The following is a 17,419-nucleotide window of genomic DNA, read 5'->3' as shown; positions in this document are numbered from 1 at the left end:
TAAGGGATAATATTAATCTATTCCGATGTCACGAAACTTGCATAACCATCTCCAAGTGTCTTTCTGATAAAGCGTGAATATTGGTCGTAGGCCTGATCTGCAGATGTTACACGGCCAAACACTGGCGTTTCAAAAACCTTCATCGGAATAAGTGCCAGAGGCACCGAAACAGGTGTGAGTTGCGCACCCTGGCCTGCCCGCAATGTCGTGAGGATGCCGTGCATTTCACCAGCGATACTTGGCCGTGAGAGAACCGCCATGCGGTACTGACCAGAGGTATTGGTCACTAGATAAACATGGCCTGAGAGATGCGGGACAGAAACACGTCCCTGCTGCGAAAAAGACGTATCGGTACGCTCGCGCTCTTCAAATTTCAGATGCGTATTCTCGGAATCCCAACTGATATCGGTACAATAGGCGAAAATATCTGATCTATTGCCAAAGGAAGGGCGCAGGGTAAGGAAGGTTCCTTCTAGCCAGGATACAGCAGGGCGCGAGTAAGCACCCAATTCTTCTGGAGCGTGTCCGTGCGGCACCACGGGCTGGGGCTTTTCCATTTCCGACTGCTCACGCAAGTCAAATCCCATGGCCTGCTCAAGCCTGATGATGGTGGACAGCGTGAAGGGCCTATGCCCGGACAGTGCCTTCTCAAGCGTGGAGAGGCTGATGCGCGCCTCATCAGCCAGATGCTGTCGCGAGATTCTGCGCCGCGCGATTTCCTCGCGCACCCGTTCAGCAACGCGGAGATTCAATTGATCGGACAAAACCGCTTCTTGCTGAGACATGAGAATTTCCTGAATCCGTACTTTCCTTCACAATTCCACACATAAGCGGAACCGGCAAGGTGGCTTCCGGCAAACTATGGACAAAACTTGGCAAAGCTTACGCTGGCAAGGAAACAGCACTCCGGCGCAAATTGTGTCCAGTTATCCGATAGATACAGGAGCGCACAATGTCGCCTGCAAGCAGACACTCTCATCGCCCTCATCCCCAAGCGCATGCAGTTCGCCTATCGCAGTTCTGCAAGCTCATCTGGTTGGTGAACATGACGATATTGCCAATCCTGGCCGTTATTGTCTCACTTCTCAACGTAGTATCCGCGCGTGCGGAAAAGCCCGACTATGTAACGCCGAACGCCATGCAAAGCGGCAGCCTTCTGCTTGCGAGCAGTCAAGCCGGCCAGTATGTCGAAGCGCCCCGGCTCGCAACAGATTTCAACATCGATGTGAGCGGTCCCACTGCCCGCGCCCGTCTCAGTCAGGTTTTTGAAAACCCTACCGACGGCTGGGTCGAGGGGCTTTATGTCTTTCCACTGCCTGAAGATAGTGCGGTTTATTCCCTGAAGATGATTGTCGGCGATAAAGTCATCGTGGCCGATATCAAGGAAAAGCAGGCAGCACGAGAAATCTATGAGAAGGCAAAAAGTGAAGGCAAGAAGGCAGCTCTGATCGAACAGCAGCGCCCAAACATCTTCACCAATGCAGTTGCAAATCTTGGTCCCCGCGAAAAAGTGGTTATTCAGATCGAATACCAGCAGGCGGTCCGCTTGAGCGACAATCGCTTTTCGCTTCGCGTGCCGCTCGTTGTGGCGCCCCGCTATAATCCCGAAAACACTGACCCGATCATTGAAACCGCGGATATTCAGAGTGGTTGGGGAAGACAGAAAACGGAACCATCCCATGGGCCGGACAATGCCGCGATTGAAACGCCGCTTGCTGCGCCGGGCGACGATCGCACCAATCCCGTGACGATCGCAGTCACCCTCAAACCCGGTTTCCCAGCCACTGATATCAAGAGCCTTTATCACGCCATCAAAATCGACCAGCAGAACGAGCAGACATCCCTGATCGTTCTGGATGGGAAGGTCACAGCAGATCGCGATTTCGTTCTCGAATGGCAAGCTGCTGACAGCGAAATGCCCAATGTCGGCCTCTTTCGGGAACGTGTTGGAAATGACGATTATGTGCTGGCCTACGTCACGCCACCGGTCGTTAAAAATTCTGAAAATCAGTCGCGAGAAATCGTGTTTGTGCTCGACAATTCAGGTTCGATGGGCGGAACCTCGATAAAGCAGGCCAAAGCCAGTCTTGACTACGCCCTCTCCCGCTTAAAACCCACAGATCATTTCAACGTCATTCGTTTCGATGACACTCTGACCAAGGTATTCGATGACTCCGTCCCTGCTACGCCGCTCAACATTACCGATGCCCGCGAATATGTCGCCACGCTTGACGCTGTCGGGGGAACAGAAATGCTGCCCGCATTGCACGCGGCTCTTGATGACAGCCATCAAAAAGCCGGTCTGCGTCAGATTGTGTTTCTAACCGATGGCGAGATCAGTAACGAACAGCAAATGCTTGATGTCATCGCATCGCGCCGCGATCGCTCCCGTCTCTTCATGGTCGGTATTGGTTCAGCACCCAACACCTATCTAATGAGCAAGGCATCGGAAATCGGACGTGGCACCTTTACGCATATCGGATCGGTTGAGGAAGTCGACCAGCGGATGCGTGAATTGTTTGCTAAGCTCGAAAACCCGGTGGTAACCGATGTTCGAGCTTCCTTCTCACAAGAGGGTGTAAATCTGACGCCAGGCCTTCTTCCCGACCTTTACCAGGGTGAACCGTTGGTGATTGCGGCACGGACAAAACACTCAACTGGTACCATTACAGTTGATGGTACAGTTGGCAGAAAGCCCTGGACAGTCAGCCTCAGGCTCGATGCGGCAAGCCCGGCAGAAGGCATTTCCAAAATCTGGGCTCGTCGCAAGATTGATGATGCTGAAGTGGACATGAAGCTCGGCAAGATTACAGGATTGGCGGCCGATACGCGTATCCTAAGCCTTGCACTGGAGCATCATCTGGTAACACGCCTCACAAGTCTCGTTGCCGTGGATCAGACACCAGCACGGCCAGCCAATACCCCCCTCACCCGCGCCGACATCCCTTTGGAGCTTCCCGCCGGATGGGATTTTGATGCTCTGTTTGGTATCCGTGCAGACCGCAATGTACTTGAACATGCAGAGGCCGGACAGAACCAGATTAAGGTTCGCGCTCAGGAACGAGCCAGGATGCCAAGCATTCCGGCGCCAGCCACACCTCTTCCGCAAACAGCAACGCCAGCAACTTTAAACATGCTGCAGGGTTCGGGCGTTCTTTTCATCGGTTTCTTGATCTTCTGGTTTTCGCGCCGCAGGGGGAATGCATGATGAGTATCGTTATCGCTCAGAATACAAAGACAAAGGAGCGCGCTTTGTTGCGCTCCCCCCTCACCCTTCTGTCTATCGCCTTGATGGTCTGTGGTCTTGTTCTGTTCAGTCAGGGTCTATGGATTCACGCAAAAGCCTATGCAGCACAAATCCTTCTGGAACGGGCTTTCACACAAAGCATAGCCTCAGGTGAAAAAGTCAAACCATGGAGCTGGGCCGATACCTGGCCGGTAGCCCGTATCGAAGCGCCTCGTCTGGCTGCATCTGCAATTGCTCTGAATGGGGCAAGCGGACAGGCTCTCGCTTTTGGTCCCGGTCATTTACAAAACACACCAAATGCAGGCGATAACGGTACAGCGGTTTACGCAGCGCATCGCGATACCCATTTTGCTTTTCTTAAAGATCTTGAGAAAGGCGATCTCATTCGCATCACCCGCGATGACGGCAAGATTTTCACTTATCGCGCGACGCATATGACGGTTACACGTTGGGACGAAGCTCAGATCGATATCCATGCTCCAGGCGTTCAACTGGTTCTTGCGACCTGCTATCCGTTTGATGCGGTTAACCAAGGTCCTCTTCGTTATCTCGTCCACGCCGAGCTGGTGAAATAGCCCTGACCAAATCGATCAGGCCCTATACGCCAGAGCGGAAAGCGCCTGATCGCTGCGCTCCTTGCCCGGCGACGGATTAAGAGCGGTTGCTCACGCCCAGCATCTACAACCTTCTCATCATGCTGCGGTGAATGTAGCTAGGTTCCCCCTTTATCGTTTTCGAAGAACTGGCTGTGGCACATTGCTTCTTTTGCATTCTATCAAACTTCAATCAGGATAGTTGTCGTTCTCTTTGCTGAATATGCAGTGCACTCACCATAAGAGCTTTGACAGAAAACGCGTCTTCAGCGGCCTTTTCCGTAAGAATGCGAAGGTAACCACTCACAGAGCGAATATCGTTATAACGCTGGAGCAGATAGGCAATTGTGATAGCCGTATTCTGTCTTCCAAGCATTTTCAGAGCCATTTGATAGAGTTTGGTATCGATACCGATGAAACCTCTTACTTTCTCCGCTGTTGCGATCAAATGTTCCCAATGGCTGATAGGAATTGATGCATATGCACCAATCTCTGGGCACGCTCTGAGAACGAGATCGAGAGAAATATTTGTTTCATGTGTTTCGTGAGCGCTGTTGTTCAGTGCTGTAGTCGCGCTGTTGTTCAAATTTGCAATGTCGTTATCAAAATGGGAATCTGGTTTTGATTCATTAAGCTGCCGCTCATTTTGGGATTCATTGTCGCTCAAATTTTGAACTTTTTGATTATTATTCAAAGCCTTATCAACAGAAGCATGAATATCCTGAAGTTTTGCGACCAATGTAGCCAGTTCCTGCATTTCTGCGCGACGTGGAATGCTGTCGACAACCGCACGGAACTCGACTTTCAGTTCATCCCAAGCGCCAGGAAGCGATGCTTCGATTGCAAATTCGAGCAGTTTTGAAATATCGCGGCGCAGCAAAGTTAGCTGTTCACGAATGTCACGCAGAGCAGCCTTTTCAGCTTTTACGTGTTCAGCTGCAGCTTCAAACTCGGACGCACGAATAAGAAGCGGCGCGAGTGAGAAACCAAATGCAATCTTTAACTCGCCAGATTTGCTGCGGCGGGCATAACGTTTGCCGTTGGGGCTGTCCTGACGGGTAATGATACCAGCTTCGACCAGCGCCGCGAGATGACGACGCAACGTTGCATCAGCCATTCCATGGGCACGCAGAGCCAATTGCTTGTTGGATGGAAACACCACCAGAGCACCGGATTCGACCAGCGTATTTTCGGGATAAAATGATAACAAGGCAGACAGTACAGCTAAAGAACGATCACTGATACCAATGATATTCTTGCCTTCACATAGCCAACGATGAAGCTGCCACTTATCTGCAGCTGCTCCCTGAGGGATTTCTCTAGCTTTTTGATGCACTGCCAACAAGGCATGCGTCATCCGCTGACTGCCAAACGGCGTCAGGCCAAATTGAGACTCCATTTTCTTTCACCTTCCACAAGGCAAAAGAAATCCACCCGCCGAAATGACGCTAAATACACTTGACAGTGATTCGTGAATTTGCGATTCTCTAGCTGCTAAACCAATGAGAAGGGCTTCCACGCGGCGACGTTTGGGGGCCTTTTTCTTTTGCTGCTTTTTCCTTTTCGTCAAATTATGCAGATGACCACCACCTGCACTCTTTCCACTTTATTCGTTACGCAGGACAGGCGAGGATAGTTTCCTCACCTAATACGCTTACTCACTTCTCATCGGCACTGAATGACGCATAAAGTTCATCCAGATTGCGCGAAATCCAATCGGCAAAGCGAGGACCATTGGCAGCGCTAAGCGCCAGTGTCGCTGTCTTGCCGTTTTGTTTGATCGTTGCACTCACGCTTTTGTCAGCCGCACTCCAGGTCGAACCAGTCCGCGATGCGGCCTTCGTAACCGGCTTCTTTTGATTTGCCCCTTTGAGGTAACCATAAAGCTGTTCAAAACGCGTACTCGACGATGCTTCCTTGAAGGCATCGGTTTGCATTAGTTCACGTGCAGCTTCTGGCTTTCCCGGCATTTCAATGAGTTTGCGCAATTCGAGCCAGCGGTCACGCCCGATGCCTTTTGCCGGTCCAATCGCCACCAGCATGTCTTCCGATATCGAACGTGGAATGGTCAGCATCTTCGACAATGTCTGGTAGTCGATAGAAAGAGCAGCCTGGATGGCTTCACGGCTGTACTGCAGTTCCTCGAGCCGAGCGGCAAAGAGAACGCGCTCTATGAAACTGAGATTGGCACGCGCGGAGTTTTCCTGGCCCTGGCTTATAATATGCTCAAGATCGGCTAACGGCTTGATAACAGCCTTCACCTTGATGCCGAGCTCACCAGCAACTTTAGCGCGGCGATGACCGAAAACGATCATATAGCGACCGCTGGTCTGAGGGTGTGGGCGCACCAGAATAGGGCTATCCTGCCCGCGTTCGCGAACCGCTTCCAAAAGCTCTGCATATTCCTGATCATCGGCTTCAGGCAGGCGATCAGCAATGAAAGATCCATCAAGATCGGAAGGATCGAGCTCGACAATTGCTTCCCCATCGAGCTTTTGAGAGGCCTGCTTTGCGAGTTCATCGATAGACGCAGAGAGTGACTTTGCAGCACCAAAGCGGCGCGAAACATTTTCGACTGGAGACGCGGAGTTTTCTTCCGTTTCTTCGGTCTGCATAACGCTCTGAAAAATGTTCTTCCGTGCCATTCTTTTACCCTCAAATCAGCCATAAGCCTGATTTTATTCCATATTTTGCGATTTAGACTGCCGTCTAACGACCCCAGGCCTCGTGAATAAGTCCACGAATTTCCGAGTTAACCCCCTCTAGTGCTTCCATAGCGCGATCATAAGTTCCGCGGTTCATCGAAGAGCGCTCAACCTCATAGAGCGTCTGTTTGGTGAGACCTGCATCTGATATAGCTGTTGACTTCAGCATCTGATGCTTAAGCATGTGAGATGCCAACATGCTCTGCATGAAGCCAACCATTTGGGCCTGAGGAACATCTGTCGGCTCATAGCGCGTGATCAGATAGCGGAACCAATCGAGCTGCACAGCACCACCAGCCTGACGAACTGTCTTGAGGATGTCGCCCAGCATAAGCAGGAACTGCGACATCGACATAAGATCAAGCATCTGCGGGTGAACCGTGATGAGAACTGATGTAGCGGCCGAAAGGGCGGTCAGCGTCAGATAGCCAAGCTGCGGCGGGCAATCGATGACGACAACATCATAATCGGCATCCACCTCGGCAAGCGCTACAGCAATACGGTTCCAGAAGGTTTTGCCTTCGCCGCCGTTCTGCATGGCAAGCGGTGTGTCGTATTCATATTCCTGCAGCTCCAGCATTGCAGGGATGATGTCGAGACCAGGGAAATTGGTCTTGCGAATGATTTCTCGGATCGATTTGCGCTGCTCATCATAGCGAACAGCTTCGTAGAGCGACGGAAACTCATCGAGCTCTGGCTGAATACCATGCAAGGCGGACAGCGAAGCCTGCGGGTCGAGATCGATTGCAAGGACGCGATGGCCGGTGAGGGCGAGATGCTGCGCCAGATGCGCAGCTGTCGTCGTCTTGCCTGAACCACCTTTAAAGTTCACAACGCCGATGACCTGCAGTTTGTCGTTGCCGCGGCGATGCGGAACATAACGCTTTACCTCGGCGCGGCCATTCTGATCGAGCCACTGACGCAGTTCCTGCAGCTGTTCAATCGTATATGCGCGACGTCCACCCGAAAGGATAATCGGCTCAACACCTTTTCCTTCCAGATGCAGCTTTTTCAAATTGCTCGGAGACACACCAAGGAAATAGGCAGCTTCTGCCATAGAGAATTGACGCAAATTCTTGCGCGCATCTGGCGGGAAGTTTTCATGACGCAGCAGATTGAGCTTGCGCGAGATCTCTCGACCTTGCGTCAATATCATGTCGTCAAACGACACTTGCTCTGCTTTACTTGCGATATTCATAGACTTGGGATCCCTAGTGACGGCACTGGAACTAATACCGTCTAAATACCGTCATTATGTCCGATTCTTATTTTGCTGCAAGGGGCGCGTGTTAACAAATGGTTAGGATCCCTGGCGGAGGCGCCTTGAATCATCATCCAGCACGATGAAAAATTTCCTATCTACCTGAATATAAAGAGAATTAAGGATAATAGACGGCAGTCTATTCAGGTTCGTGACTTGAAATTATGGGATTCTTTCGCGCATTCAAGAGGGATTGCAGAGCAGGGCAACAATACTTGTGGGAGAATCGGTCTTCTGTTCCCGTAAAAAATCCAAGTCTATGATGTCTTTGGCGGTGCGCTGGTCGAGGGCGAGATTGTTCGGTGTGTGAGCGCTAGGTCAACACGAGAGTAAGAACTGCGAATTCCATGGTTATGCAACGTCAATTTACCCGAAGGCGGCTGTGACGAAGTCCCGTAGCGACCAAAGCTGCGATATTCGATGAAATCTACATCTGTCGCGCGTTCGCATGACCATTCCTACCGACTTGCGGCGGACCAGGATGGGCAAAAAGTTAGAACGGATGGAGGGCCGAGCCAAATTCGGCAATGTCGTGAGCGGATTATAGGTGCACCTGAATTTCGCTCTGGCTATTAGAATATTGGGTTGCAACCAAGCGCGGATGGTCTTTGAGGCAACATTTGTATGGTTTGAGTTCGCATTGATGCTTGTCGTTGCATCAAACCGTCGACCACTATTCGAGAGGTTACTATCTCAGAAGAATTTTTCATGCGCCTATCGCAGGATCAACATTGTCGGTAGAGAAAATGCAAACCCGGGTCAGCTTTGCTAACCTTTTAGGCTGTGGGTGAAACTACGTCTTAGTGGGATGACACTTGGGAGCCCGTTTGCAGTTCAACCAAGCCCAGTGACATCCATCACCGCTATCGGAAAACGTTCTTGTTAAGCGTGATGACGGCGCCGCGGTCAAGAAACGAGAAATGCGTGCGTTATTGCGTTTGCAGTTATTGGCACCACCGTGATTGAGGGTGCATCATCGATTTGGCGTAGACATTCGTCTCAAAATCAACCTATACTGCTTTCAGACGAGTAAGTTGCAACAACGACTCGAATGCGCTCATTAAGGAAGATATGTCGTCTTCCAGGCATCGTCACTGTAGCGAAACAATACTCCTACTTAGATTTCCTAGCTAAAAATTGCCCGTTCTTTTTCAAAGAGTTAGGGCGGTGGTTTGATATGTCCATTTCGTTTGAATTATAAGAAATTTCAGTCAAAACCACGGGCGCGGCTCAACCGAACCAGGAATGTGCTGGCAATGTCCAGTCAGTCCGATTCTCGCTCCACGCGCCATATTGGCCTTAAATCGAATAACCCGGTGCTTGTCGTGCGAAATGCCGGCGTCAGTCAACTTACATACCACCGCATCGCCAAGCCGGACGCGTGAATATCAAAGAAGCTCGATGCGCTGCGGCTTCGTGATCAAGCCCGAATGGTGTTTTGCTAGAGCAGTTCAGCCTTTGGGTAATTGTTGACGCGTCGCTTTATCGAGCAAGAACGATGCAACGTCCCGCGGTACAGCATTGCTTTGCAAGGACCGCCAGGTGTTATTTCCCCTAAAGCAAAGCTAAACTAAGGGCATTTCACGCTTTAGGAGGAAAGCTGATGCCCCGATTTCTCGCAGTCTATACGATCAAATCTGCAGATCTCGCTTCCTTTCGGGGTTTGCCAAAAGCCGAGCAGGATGCCGTCGATACAAAGGGATTAGCTCAATGGGCGGAATGGGAAAAACGCAATGCAGCCATCATCCTTGATCGTGGTGGCATGGTGGGGAAGACAACGCGTGTGACAACGCACGGTATAGAGGAAGCCGAAAATCCTTTCTGCGGCTATCTCGTGGTAGAAGCTGAGACGGCGGAGGCTGCTGCAAAGCTGTTTCAAGACCACCCACATATCAACGTCTTTCCGGGCGACGGCATCGATATCATGCCTTTTATGACGTGATTTTCTGCGTTCATCGGTTGGGGACTTAGCCCCATCTCATGTCCGTCGCTCTCGACCGGTAAGTCGGCACGTTAGGTCAAGTCAGCTCTGTATGACAGGATGGCTCGCCTAGATAATCTTTCGACTTGCGGAGAAGACGAATGTCACGGCACAAGATTTACACATTTTTGCTGACCGCGGACCTTGGAGCTGCTGAAGCTTGGTATACGAAATTATTCGGGCGTGAAGCTGATAACCGACCCATGGACACACTGGTTCAATGGGAGCTCTTCAATCAGGCGGGCTTGGGGATTTCGACGGATGACGAAATCGCCGGGAGAGGAGCAATCTTCATTGTTGTTGATGACGTTTCCGCAGAACGGGAGAGGTTGCGTGGTGTGGGAATCATGCTGGGCGATGATATCCCCGGGGATTATTCAACGCTCGCGCAAGTGCGTGATCCCGATGGTAACCTGATCACCTTCGCGACGCCTCCTTCACCGAATTATCCGCCGGCTTAAGTCTGGCGGCATGACGGATGACACTTTAGTAAAATGCCGTTTTTGAAATGAACCGCCATTCGAATAGACTTCAATCAGTCACCACTTTGCAGTGAAAATACAGAAGCTGAAGTGAATATGAGACATAACCCGCCTACACCAGATTGCGCGGGAGCGCTAAGGGCTGGGCAATGCTGTCTGAGTCTTTGGTCGATCCAAATAAAGCGGACCCGACAGCGCGATTTATGAGGCGAGGCCGATCCTTAGGGAAGTAGGGACCTCTAAAATAGGATGTTTTAGAAATTATATGATTGCTATCATTCTGCTTTGTTTAAGCATAGTGGGAGAGGATTATGCGTGAACTGACGATTGAAGAAATGATGATTGTGTCAGGCGGCGGCGGAAGCCTGGATGCTAAAGATGGCTCCAACTATGGTGGCGGTCGTGGTTATACAGGTTCACGGGGCGCAACAAATGGTTCGGGTTCAGACGGAGATAGAGTCAATCGTGCAGACAAACGGAACCGTGACGGTACTAAGGATACCTGGGGTAGCACATTTGGACATGTCGCCGGACACATTTCATCGGGACTGGGTGTACGCTTGGGGACGGGCGGCATCTCAGTGAACAGCTCCATTGATTGCATGTCATGCCATGATCCATATGGTGGACGCGGTGGAAAAAGTGCAGGCGGGAGTGAAAGAAGTAGCGGCGGTGCTCATTGATCAAAATTAGGGCATCCGTGATCTACCCCAAACTGATAGTACTTCAGAAAAAATATGTGGCTGCGTTGGTGGCGGTCACGTCCATTGCTGTGATTACTATTTTAATGGCGGTACATAGTAATCAAAATGAAGAAAAAAAATTCATAAACTTCTTTGTGGAAGTTTTAGCCCCAGAAAAACCAACACATTTTAAGCTCAACCGATTGCCCTCCGATTTGAGTGTTTGCGTGTATGGAAATGAGATGGCGAGAACTAAAAAGTGGGTGGAATCCTTCTTCGAAATAGTTCGTAGGGAAACATGGATTTCGCCAAAGATTCATTTCGAAAAAGGTACTGCTAACTGTTCTAGCGACACATTTTTATATGTTTTCTTCCATCGTGGGCAGAAAAGTGCTCTATCGACAGTAGTCGGGGATTTATCTTTTATACTTAATAGATATGGATTAAACGATTTCAATAGTAATTACGATAATTATGGATTTGGAAAAATAATATATAATAAAGGAAAAGAACCTCGGGCTTACGCAGCAATAAATGAAGACATAAATATTGCTGAATATCTAAATGAAGATATTTCTAGAAATGTAATACAAAAATTGTTATTTCAGATTCTATTGGCTGTTCCTGACAAAAAAATAAACAGGAAGCCTAAATCAATTATAGAAGAACGTGATTTCCCCGGTTCTAGTATAGATACTGACAGTTTATCAGTTGATAGTATGGGTGAGAGATTCAAGCTAAATGTCCCTAATATGTGTTTATATGACATAATGTTAATGAAGATTGTTTATGCGAAAGACCAATCTATATTGAATGGAACTCTAGAAAATTACATCAAGTACATAAAATTTAACTACAAAAATATATTAAAATCGTCATCGGAAGTTCAGAATAACCCTAGATATCGAGACATTTTTAAGAATAATTGCTAATCGTAATTTGGATCTGTCACAAGAGCATGATCCGCGGAAGATTTCCTTATTTGGCATCTGATGGGCATGCACACCTAGTATCTCTTAGTGAGACAAGTGACCTGCCCATTTAACTAAGCGATTTTTCCATCACGAACGTTCGCTCATCGCCATACAATAGCTCGCGAACGTCAAAATAGCCCAGCTTGGAGTAAAAGCCCCGCGCCGTTAGCGAAGCCGGAACCCGAAGTACTTTGTGACCGCGACTGCGCGCGGTCTTCTCAACTGTCTGCATTAGGCATTGTCCAATGCCTTTTCCTTGCGCGGATGGTAATACGAATACCATTCTGACCGTATTGCCATCAAGACTGGCGGTGCCTGATAAAGTGCCGCCACGGACGGCTACCCATACAGTTCGGCTGTTGATGAGTTGGCAAACATTCTGTATCGAAAAATTATCGATGACGCGGTCAATGACCCTTTTCGGATAGTCTTGACCATTCGAAATTCGGATAGTCTGCTGCACAAGCGAACTGAGTTCAGGTGCATCATTGAGGACAGCATATCTTACGTCGGTCATTGTGCACATGAACAAAGTCTCTTGATTTTTGGCAGCTGCAATGAGGAATGCAGGCGGGCATAAAGTCGTTCTGTGTAGCTTGCCTTCAGCTTATCTTACAGCGCGTGGATGCTGCATTTTTCTGTCCTGTGGGCGATGGATATAATAAAATTAAAAGCTCGTCGTCTGATTTAGTGGCATAAGGCTTACAGGAAACGCGAACGGTACTCGGTCGGCGTCAGGCCCGTCGCTTTTCGGAACTGCTGGCGGAGAGCATGACCAGACCCGAAGCCTACGGCATGAGAGATAACTTCGATACTGTTCTCTTGTGTCGTCAGGAGGGATTTGGCTGCTTCAATACGCTCGGTGATTAACCAGGAACCGGGACTACTCCCCACAGCCTCCTCGAAACGACGCAGGAATGTACGCAGACTCATCCCACATTCCGCAGCCATCGCGGAGGTAGTCCAAGATCCTGAAAGTGCATTGCGAATTCTGTCGAGAAGAGGGGCTATCTCTCCGGTTGTCCTTTGGGGAACGGGACGTTCAAGGAACTGCGACTGTCCGCCGTTTCTATGTGCAGGCACGACCAACCGTCGCGCAACCGAATTTGCTGCATCTGACCCAAAGTCGTCACGCACCGTGGCAATCAGCAGATCGATTCCGGCCGCACTTCCTGCGGAAGTGAATATTTGTCCCTCAGCCCGATAGAGAGCGGCCGCATCCACGGTTAGTTCCGGATGACGCTGTTGCAATGTCACCGCATGACGCCAATGCGTCGTAATAGTACGACCTGCAAGGAGGCCGGTGGCAGCTAGTACAAAAGCACCAGAGCATATGGAGAGCAGCCGCGCACCTCGAGCGTGAGCAGCACGGAGCTTTTCACAGAGCTCCTCGGGCACCGGTATATCGGCACCTTTCCAACCTGGCACAACGATAATATCGGCTTCCTCCAACACAGCGCCATTTTGATCCGGAACGATCGTCAGACCGCCATGCGCACGCAGAGGCCCTGGTTCGATGGCACAGCTTACGAAGCGATACCATCCGGACCCCATTTCGGGTCGGTAGAGACCGAAGACTTCGGCGACAATACCGAACTCGAACGTACAAAGCCCATCGTAGAGGAGGGCAGCAACCAATGGACCCGTGGTAGTTTCAGGCGTTTGTGGAGTAGTTGACATGATAGTTACGTATATTGTCATTCATGCCATCTGGCAAGCTATGCTGCGGCATGTCAGATCTGAGTGCGATAGAAGGAGAACATGATGACATCCGCAGTTACCCGTATTCCGGCTGCTCCCAGCGACATTGCACGTGAGCATTTTGCGTCCGAGTTCACTTTTGAAACCGATTGCTGGGACATTCACGATGCTCTGTCCACAGGGGCGGACTTTGTTCTGCTCGACGTGAGAAGCCCCGCCCTGTTTGCAAAAGGTCATGTGCCAGGAGCGATCAACTTGCCGTATGGTAAGATAATCCGATCAAAACTCTCCGATTGGCCTGAGGGCACGATGTTTGTCACCTATTGCGCAGGCCCACATTGCAATGGCGCAGCACGCGGTGCCTTGCGGCTGGCTGAGCTCGATCGACCGGTCAAGATCATGGCTGGCGGTATCGCTGGATGGCTTGATGAGGGGTTCGAACTTGCAACAGGGGCGCTGTGAGTACGGTAATTCGCTGCGCCACTCCAAAGACGTGACCGAGCTTCTGAACTTCGAGACCATGCCGCGTTTTCACGCTGCATGGTAGATCAACCAAAATTCCGTGAACTTCCAAAGAAAGTCAGGCTGCTTTGAATTGGTTGCATTCCGAGACGCGGGAAGGCAGCCGACTGACAGCGATTAGACAAGCTCGCCGAACAATCGGACAATTCAGCAATCGACAAGGATTACAATGTGGGATTCCCCTGCCACCGACTTGAAAATTCCCGTGCGGCTTGGATAAAGGCACTGAACGCAGCAGGTGGATTTTTCCTGCCTGGATAGTAGAGCGCGAGAGGGGCAAGGGGGGGTGTCCAATCTTCAAGAACACGCACGAGACGTCCCCGCGCTATGTCCTCACGCACATCTGCTTCCATGACATAGCCAAGGCCAATTCCATTTTGAGCGGCAATTCGAACGAGGCTTGGTTCATCCAGGGTTATGGAGCCTTGCACGTCAATCTGCACGGCCTCGCCGTTCTTCTCAAAGCGCCATCGGAAGAGCGCGTTATTTGGCAAGCGCGCGGGTATACAGCGGAAGCGATAGAGGTCGGTGGGAACGATTGGCTTGCCGTGTGCACGCACAAATTCGGGCGACGCAACCACCGCATTGCTGCGCGCGCCACCCAGAGAAACAGCGATCATGTCGCTTGGAACGAGGTCGATCGGTCTTAGTCCCATGTCGAAGCCATCGGCAACGATGTCGACCAGCCTCCCTTCAGTGACCAGATCAATATGAACCTGCGGGTGCCGCCTAAGAAAGGACAAAATAAGTGGAGCGATGATTTCTCGAGCAGCGGAAGCAAAAGCATTGATGCGCAAGGTGCCCATCGGTGTCTCCTGAAGCGATTGCACCGCATGCATTGCGTCATGAATGTCAGTCAGCGCTGGTCCCACCCGCTCAACAAGGGTCTGTCCGGCATCAGTCAGTGACACGCTTCGCGTCGTGCGATTGAACAGGCGAATTCCGAGGCGTTCTTCGAGCTTGGCAATCGCGTTACTCAAAGCCGTCGTGGACATGCCTAACTCGAGTGCGGCGGCGCGAAAGGATCCTCGCCTCGCGATGGCAAGAACGGCATCGAACTCGATGAAAATAGATCGCGCCATTATCCCTACTTTCGAAATTCGTCGTCCCGCTTTATCCTAATTATCACATCAGTCGTCCAGGTCTAAACTGACAATTGCGGTTCTTGGAAGAACCGGCGAGTAGTCAGCAAGGCTACACACTTGACCTGGAGAGCCCAAATGGCTGTCAAACTTCCCAAAAGCATCGAAGATTATTTTGCCGCCGACCGCGATGACGGTACCGACGCTGTCACCGCGTGCTTTACCGAAGACGCGATCGTCAAGGACGAGGGCAAGACCCATATCGGTCTGGATGCTATCCGCGCCTGGAAGGAAGGTTCGGTCAAAAAATACAGCTATACGGTCGAGCCCTTCTTCATCGCGACTGAGAACGGCAAGACATTGGTAATCAGTCACCTTGTTGGGAATTTTCCGGGAAGCCCGGTCGACTTGCGCTACTTCTTTGTCTTGGTGAACGAAAAGATCACCGAGCTGGAGATCACGATATGACATCGTTTCTCACACTGGAAGGCCGCCGCGCGCTGATTACCGGCGGGACGCTCGGCACGGGAGCCGCAACTGTCGCTCTCTTCCGAGAATTAGGTGCCCGCGTGTTGACAACTGCACGCAACAAACCTGAGGACTTTTCCGATGAGCCTTTCGTTGCGGCCGACCTCACCACCAACGCAGGTGCGCAGACCGTCATCGAGGCGGTGCATAGGCAACTTGGCGGGGTGGACATTCTCGTCAACGTTCTGGGTGGTTCATCCGCGCCGGCAGGCGGTTATGCAGCACTTGGTGACGAGGATTGGCAAAAGGAGTTTGCCCTCAATTTTTACCCTGCAATCAGGCTCGATCGTTCCCTGATCCCCCTCATGATCGCGCAAGGCGGCGGGGTTGTTGTTCATGTCACTTCTATCCAGAGCCGGCTGCCGCTCCCCGAAGCAACAACCGCCTACGCTTCCGCAAAGGCAGCTCTGAACACTTACAGCAAAAGCCTATCTAAGGAGGTCACACCCAGAGGAGTACGGGTGGTCCGGGTTTCCCCCGGATGGATCGCCAGCCCAAAATCCAATGGCCTGGCACTGCGATTGGCGAAAGAAGCCGGCATCGACTATGCCGGCGGTGTGCAAATGATCATGAAGTCGCTTGGTGGCATTCCTCTGGGTCGGCCCGCCGAGCCGGAAGAAGTAGCAAATCTCATCGCTTTTCTGGCATCCGATCGGGCGTCGGCCATTAGCGGGACCGAGCATGTGGTGGATGGTGGCACCATCCCGACTGCGTGAGGGTTTCTACTGCAAGCAATTTGCATTGGGAAACAAGACTACTCGGTTTTCGAGTGTTACCCTGGGAATAGAAAATAACGGCAGCTTCGGACACGCATGATGGGCCTGATCGTCTGAGTTGAGGATCGGAAGCTGCCTGGCTGGCGCAGACATACCGCAACTGCGTGAACGGCAATTTGCAATGCGTGCACATGCAGCTAATATCAGGGCAGTGAAAAAACTTGTCGCCACCGCGAGCAGAGATGCTGGAGCAATCAGTCGCTTTGATCTGTTGGACCCAACGTTCGGAGTTATCAGATCGAGTTATGTCTTTTGCGAAATGTATTTTAGTATCAGACACAAAAGGGAGAGCAGAGTGATGAAATCTCACATTATTTCCATCGCGGTTGGTATGGCCAGCTTGGGCGTTCCCGCTCTCGCCGCTGACTTCAACTACTCCAGCCTGAATGGAAGCTGGCAAGTCAAGGCCGTTTCAGTACCGAAAGAGGGCGTCCAGGCCCTCGTAGATAATGACCCTCAATATATGGGCGCAATCATCCATTTTGGCCCAAACGATATTACCTGGACCAAGGGTACGAAAATTCGGCCGATTGATCCTTCGATCGACAATTGTTCAACTTCCCCCAGCTTGGCACCGTGGAAGGCTGATCCGGATGACGCGGATCAACAGCCCATTAAGGGCGGATTTAGCGTGGTTTGCCGAGACGATGTTTGGGGAACAATAGTTCCTGTCGATCACAAAACCGTCAAGCTACATTACCTTGACAACGGCGTCCTTACGCTCACGCGACAATAAACGAGCTATATATCACCGATTGGGCGGATCGATCGTTCGTCCAATCTGCGCATCGCTAAGGACTATGCCGCTCGCAGATTGTCTGTTAACTCGCTGGAATTCGATCACTGCGATAATTCGGCGCATAGCTTTACACCCTTACTGCTTG

General features: G+C 51.0%; 17 protein-coding genes. 10 read left to right on the top strand and 7 right to left on the bottom strand.

The genetic code is table 11. The features are described from left to right. Window positions 1-17: 17 nt before the first annotated feature. The gene (locus KMS41_19070; GenBank protein QWK79556.1) at window positions 18-785 is read right to left on the bottom strand and encodes a helix-turn-helix domain-containing protein; all 768 of its coding nucleotides are present in this window, start codon (window positions 783-785) and stop codon (window positions 18-20) included. Between the two features lie 167 nt (window positions 786-952). Here KMS41_19070 and KMS41_19065 point away from each other — a divergent pair, with 167 nt between their 5' ends. After that, entirely contained in the window at window positions 953-3,208 is a 2,256-nt protein-coding gene (locus KMS41_19065; GenBank protein QWK79555.1) for a marine proteobacterial sortase target protein, read from the top strand. Next, window positions 3,208-3,822 carry a class GN sortase gene (locus KMS41_19060; protein QWK80323.1) on the top strand — a complete coding sequence of 205 codons (615 nt, stop codon included), beginning with the start codon at window positions 3,208-3,210 and terminating at the stop codon, window positions 3,820-3,822. Before KMS41_19065 ends, KMS41_19060 begins: the two co-directional genes overlap by 1 nt. Window positions 3,823-4,033: 211 nt before the next feature. Here the strand turns inward: KMS41_19060 and KMS41_19055 are convergent, their stop codons facing one another. The 3 genes from KMS41_19055 to repA all read right to left on the bottom strand — a co-directional run bounded on the left by KMS41_19055 (window position 4,034) and on the right by repA (window position 7,743). Then, window positions 4,034-5,239: a replication initiation protein RepC gene (locus KMS41_19055; GenBank protein QWK79554.1), complete on the bottom strand. Its 1,206-nt coding sequence runs from the start codon at window positions 5,237-5,239 to the stop codon at window positions 4,034-4,036. A gap of 259 nt (window positions 5,240-5,498) precedes the next feature. Next, the gene (repB, locus tag KMS41_19050) at window positions 5,499-6,485 is read right to left on the bottom strand and encodes a plasmid partitioning protein RepB (GenBank protein QWK79553.1); all 987 of its coding nucleotides are present in this window, start codon (window positions 6,483-6,485) and stop codon (window positions 5,499-5,501) included. A 64-nt stretch (window positions 6,486-6,549) separates the two neighbouring features. Further along, window positions 6,550-7,743 (bottom strand): plasmid partitioning protein RepA, encoded by a 1,194-nt coding sequence (gene repA, locus KMS41_19045; protein QWK79552.1) that lies wholly within the window; start codon window positions 7,741-7,743, stop codon window positions 6,550-6,552. Window positions 7,744-9,409: 1,666 nt separating this feature from the next. Here repA and KMS41_19040 point away from each other — a divergent pair. The 4 genes from KMS41_19040 to KMS41_19025 all read left to right on the top strand — a co-directional run bounded on the left by KMS41_19040 (window position 9,410) and on the right by KMS41_19025 (window position 11,884). Next, window positions 9,410-9,748 (top strand): hypothetical protein, encoded by a 339-nt coding sequence (locus tag KMS41_19040; GenBank protein ID QWK79551.1) that lies wholly within the window; start codon window positions 9,410-9,412, stop codon window positions 9,746-9,748. 140 nt (window positions 9,749-9,888) lie between these two features. Next, window positions 9,889-10,248 (top strand): VOC family protein, encoded by a 360-nt coding sequence (locus KMS41_19035; GenBank protein ID QWK79550.1) that lies wholly within the window; start codon window positions 9,889-9,891, stop codon window positions 10,246-10,248. Window positions 10,249-10,580: 332 nt separating this feature from the next. Next, entirely contained in the window at window positions 10,581-10,952 is a 372-nt protein-coding gene (locus KMS41_19030; protein ID QWK79549.1) for a hypothetical protein, read from the top strand. Window positions 10,953-11,008: 56 nt separating this feature from the next. Then, window positions 11,009-11,884 (top strand): hypothetical protein, encoded by an 876-nt coding sequence (locus KMS41_19025; GenBank protein ID QWK79548.1) that lies wholly within the window; start codon window positions 11,009-11,011, stop codon window positions 11,882-11,884. A gap of 109 nt (window positions 11,885-11,993) precedes the next feature. Here KMS41_19025 and KMS41_19020 read toward each other — a convergent pair whose 3' ends face one another. Both KMS41_19020 and ftrA read right to left on the bottom strand, forming a co-directional pair. Continuing rightward, complete coding sequence (locus KMS41_19020; protein ID QWK79547.1) at window positions 11,994-12,452, bottom strand: GNAT family N-acetyltransferase; 459 nt, start codon at window positions 12,450-12,452, stop codon at window positions 11,994-11,996. 176 nt (window positions 12,453-12,628) lie between these two features. Next, the gene (gene ftrA / locus KMS41_19015) at window positions 12,629-13,627 is read right to left on the bottom strand and encodes a transcriptional regulator FtrA (GenBank protein QWK79546.1); all 999 of its coding nucleotides are present in this window, start codon (window positions 13,625-13,627) and stop codon (window positions 12,629-12,631) included. Window positions 13,628-13,690: 63 nt separating this feature from the next. Between ftrA and KMS41_19010 the strand changes: the two genes are divergently transcribed. Beyond that, the gene (locus KMS41_19010) at window positions 13,691-14,089 is read left to right on the top strand and encodes a rhodanese-like domain-containing protein (protein ID QWK80322.1); all 399 of its coding nucleotides are present in this window, start codon (window positions 13,691-13,693) and stop codon (window positions 14,087-14,089) included. Between the two features lie 224 nt (window positions 14,090-14,313). Here KMS41_19010 and KMS41_19005 read toward each other — a convergent pair whose 3' ends face one another. Further along, window positions 14,314-15,231, bottom strand: a complete 918-nt coding sequence (locus KMS41_19005; protein QWK79545.1) for a LysR family transcriptional regulator — start codon at window positions 15,229-15,231, stop codon at window positions 14,314-14,316. Window positions 15,232-15,369: 138 nt separating this feature from the next. Between KMS41_19005 and KMS41_19000 the strand changes: the two genes are divergently transcribed. From KMS41_19000 to KMS41_18990, 3 genes are all read left to right on the top strand, one after another. Continuing rightward, window positions 15,370-15,699, top strand: a complete 330-nt coding sequence (locus KMS41_19000) for a nuclear transport factor 2 family protein (protein QWK79544.1) — start codon at window positions 15,370-15,372, stop codon at window positions 15,697-15,699. Continuing rightward, the gene (locus KMS41_18995) at window positions 15,696-16,475 is read left to right on the top strand and encodes an SDR family oxidoreductase (protein QWK79543.1); all 780 of its coding nucleotides are present in this window, start codon (window positions 15,696-15,698) and stop codon (window positions 16,473-16,475) included. The genes KMS41_19000 and KMS41_18995 overlap by 4 nt, the downstream gene beginning before the upstream one ends. A 358-nt stretch (window positions 16,476-16,833) precedes the next feature. Further along, window positions 16,834-17,271 carry a hypothetical protein gene (locus KMS41_18990; protein QWK79542.1) on the top strand — a complete coding sequence of 146 codons (438 nt, stop codon included), beginning with the start codon at window positions 16,834-16,836 and terminating at the stop codon, window positions 17,269-17,271. Window positions 17,272-17,419 lie beyond the last annotated feature (148 nt).

The organism is Ochrobactrum sp. BTU1 (genome assembly GCA_018798825.1).
GTDB lineage: Bacteria > Pseudomonadota > Alphaproteobacteria > Rhizobiales > Rhizobiaceae > Brucella.
The sequence above is the reverse complement of the archived record's forward strand: the minus strand, read 5'-3'. Positions and strand labels throughout refer to the sequence as shown.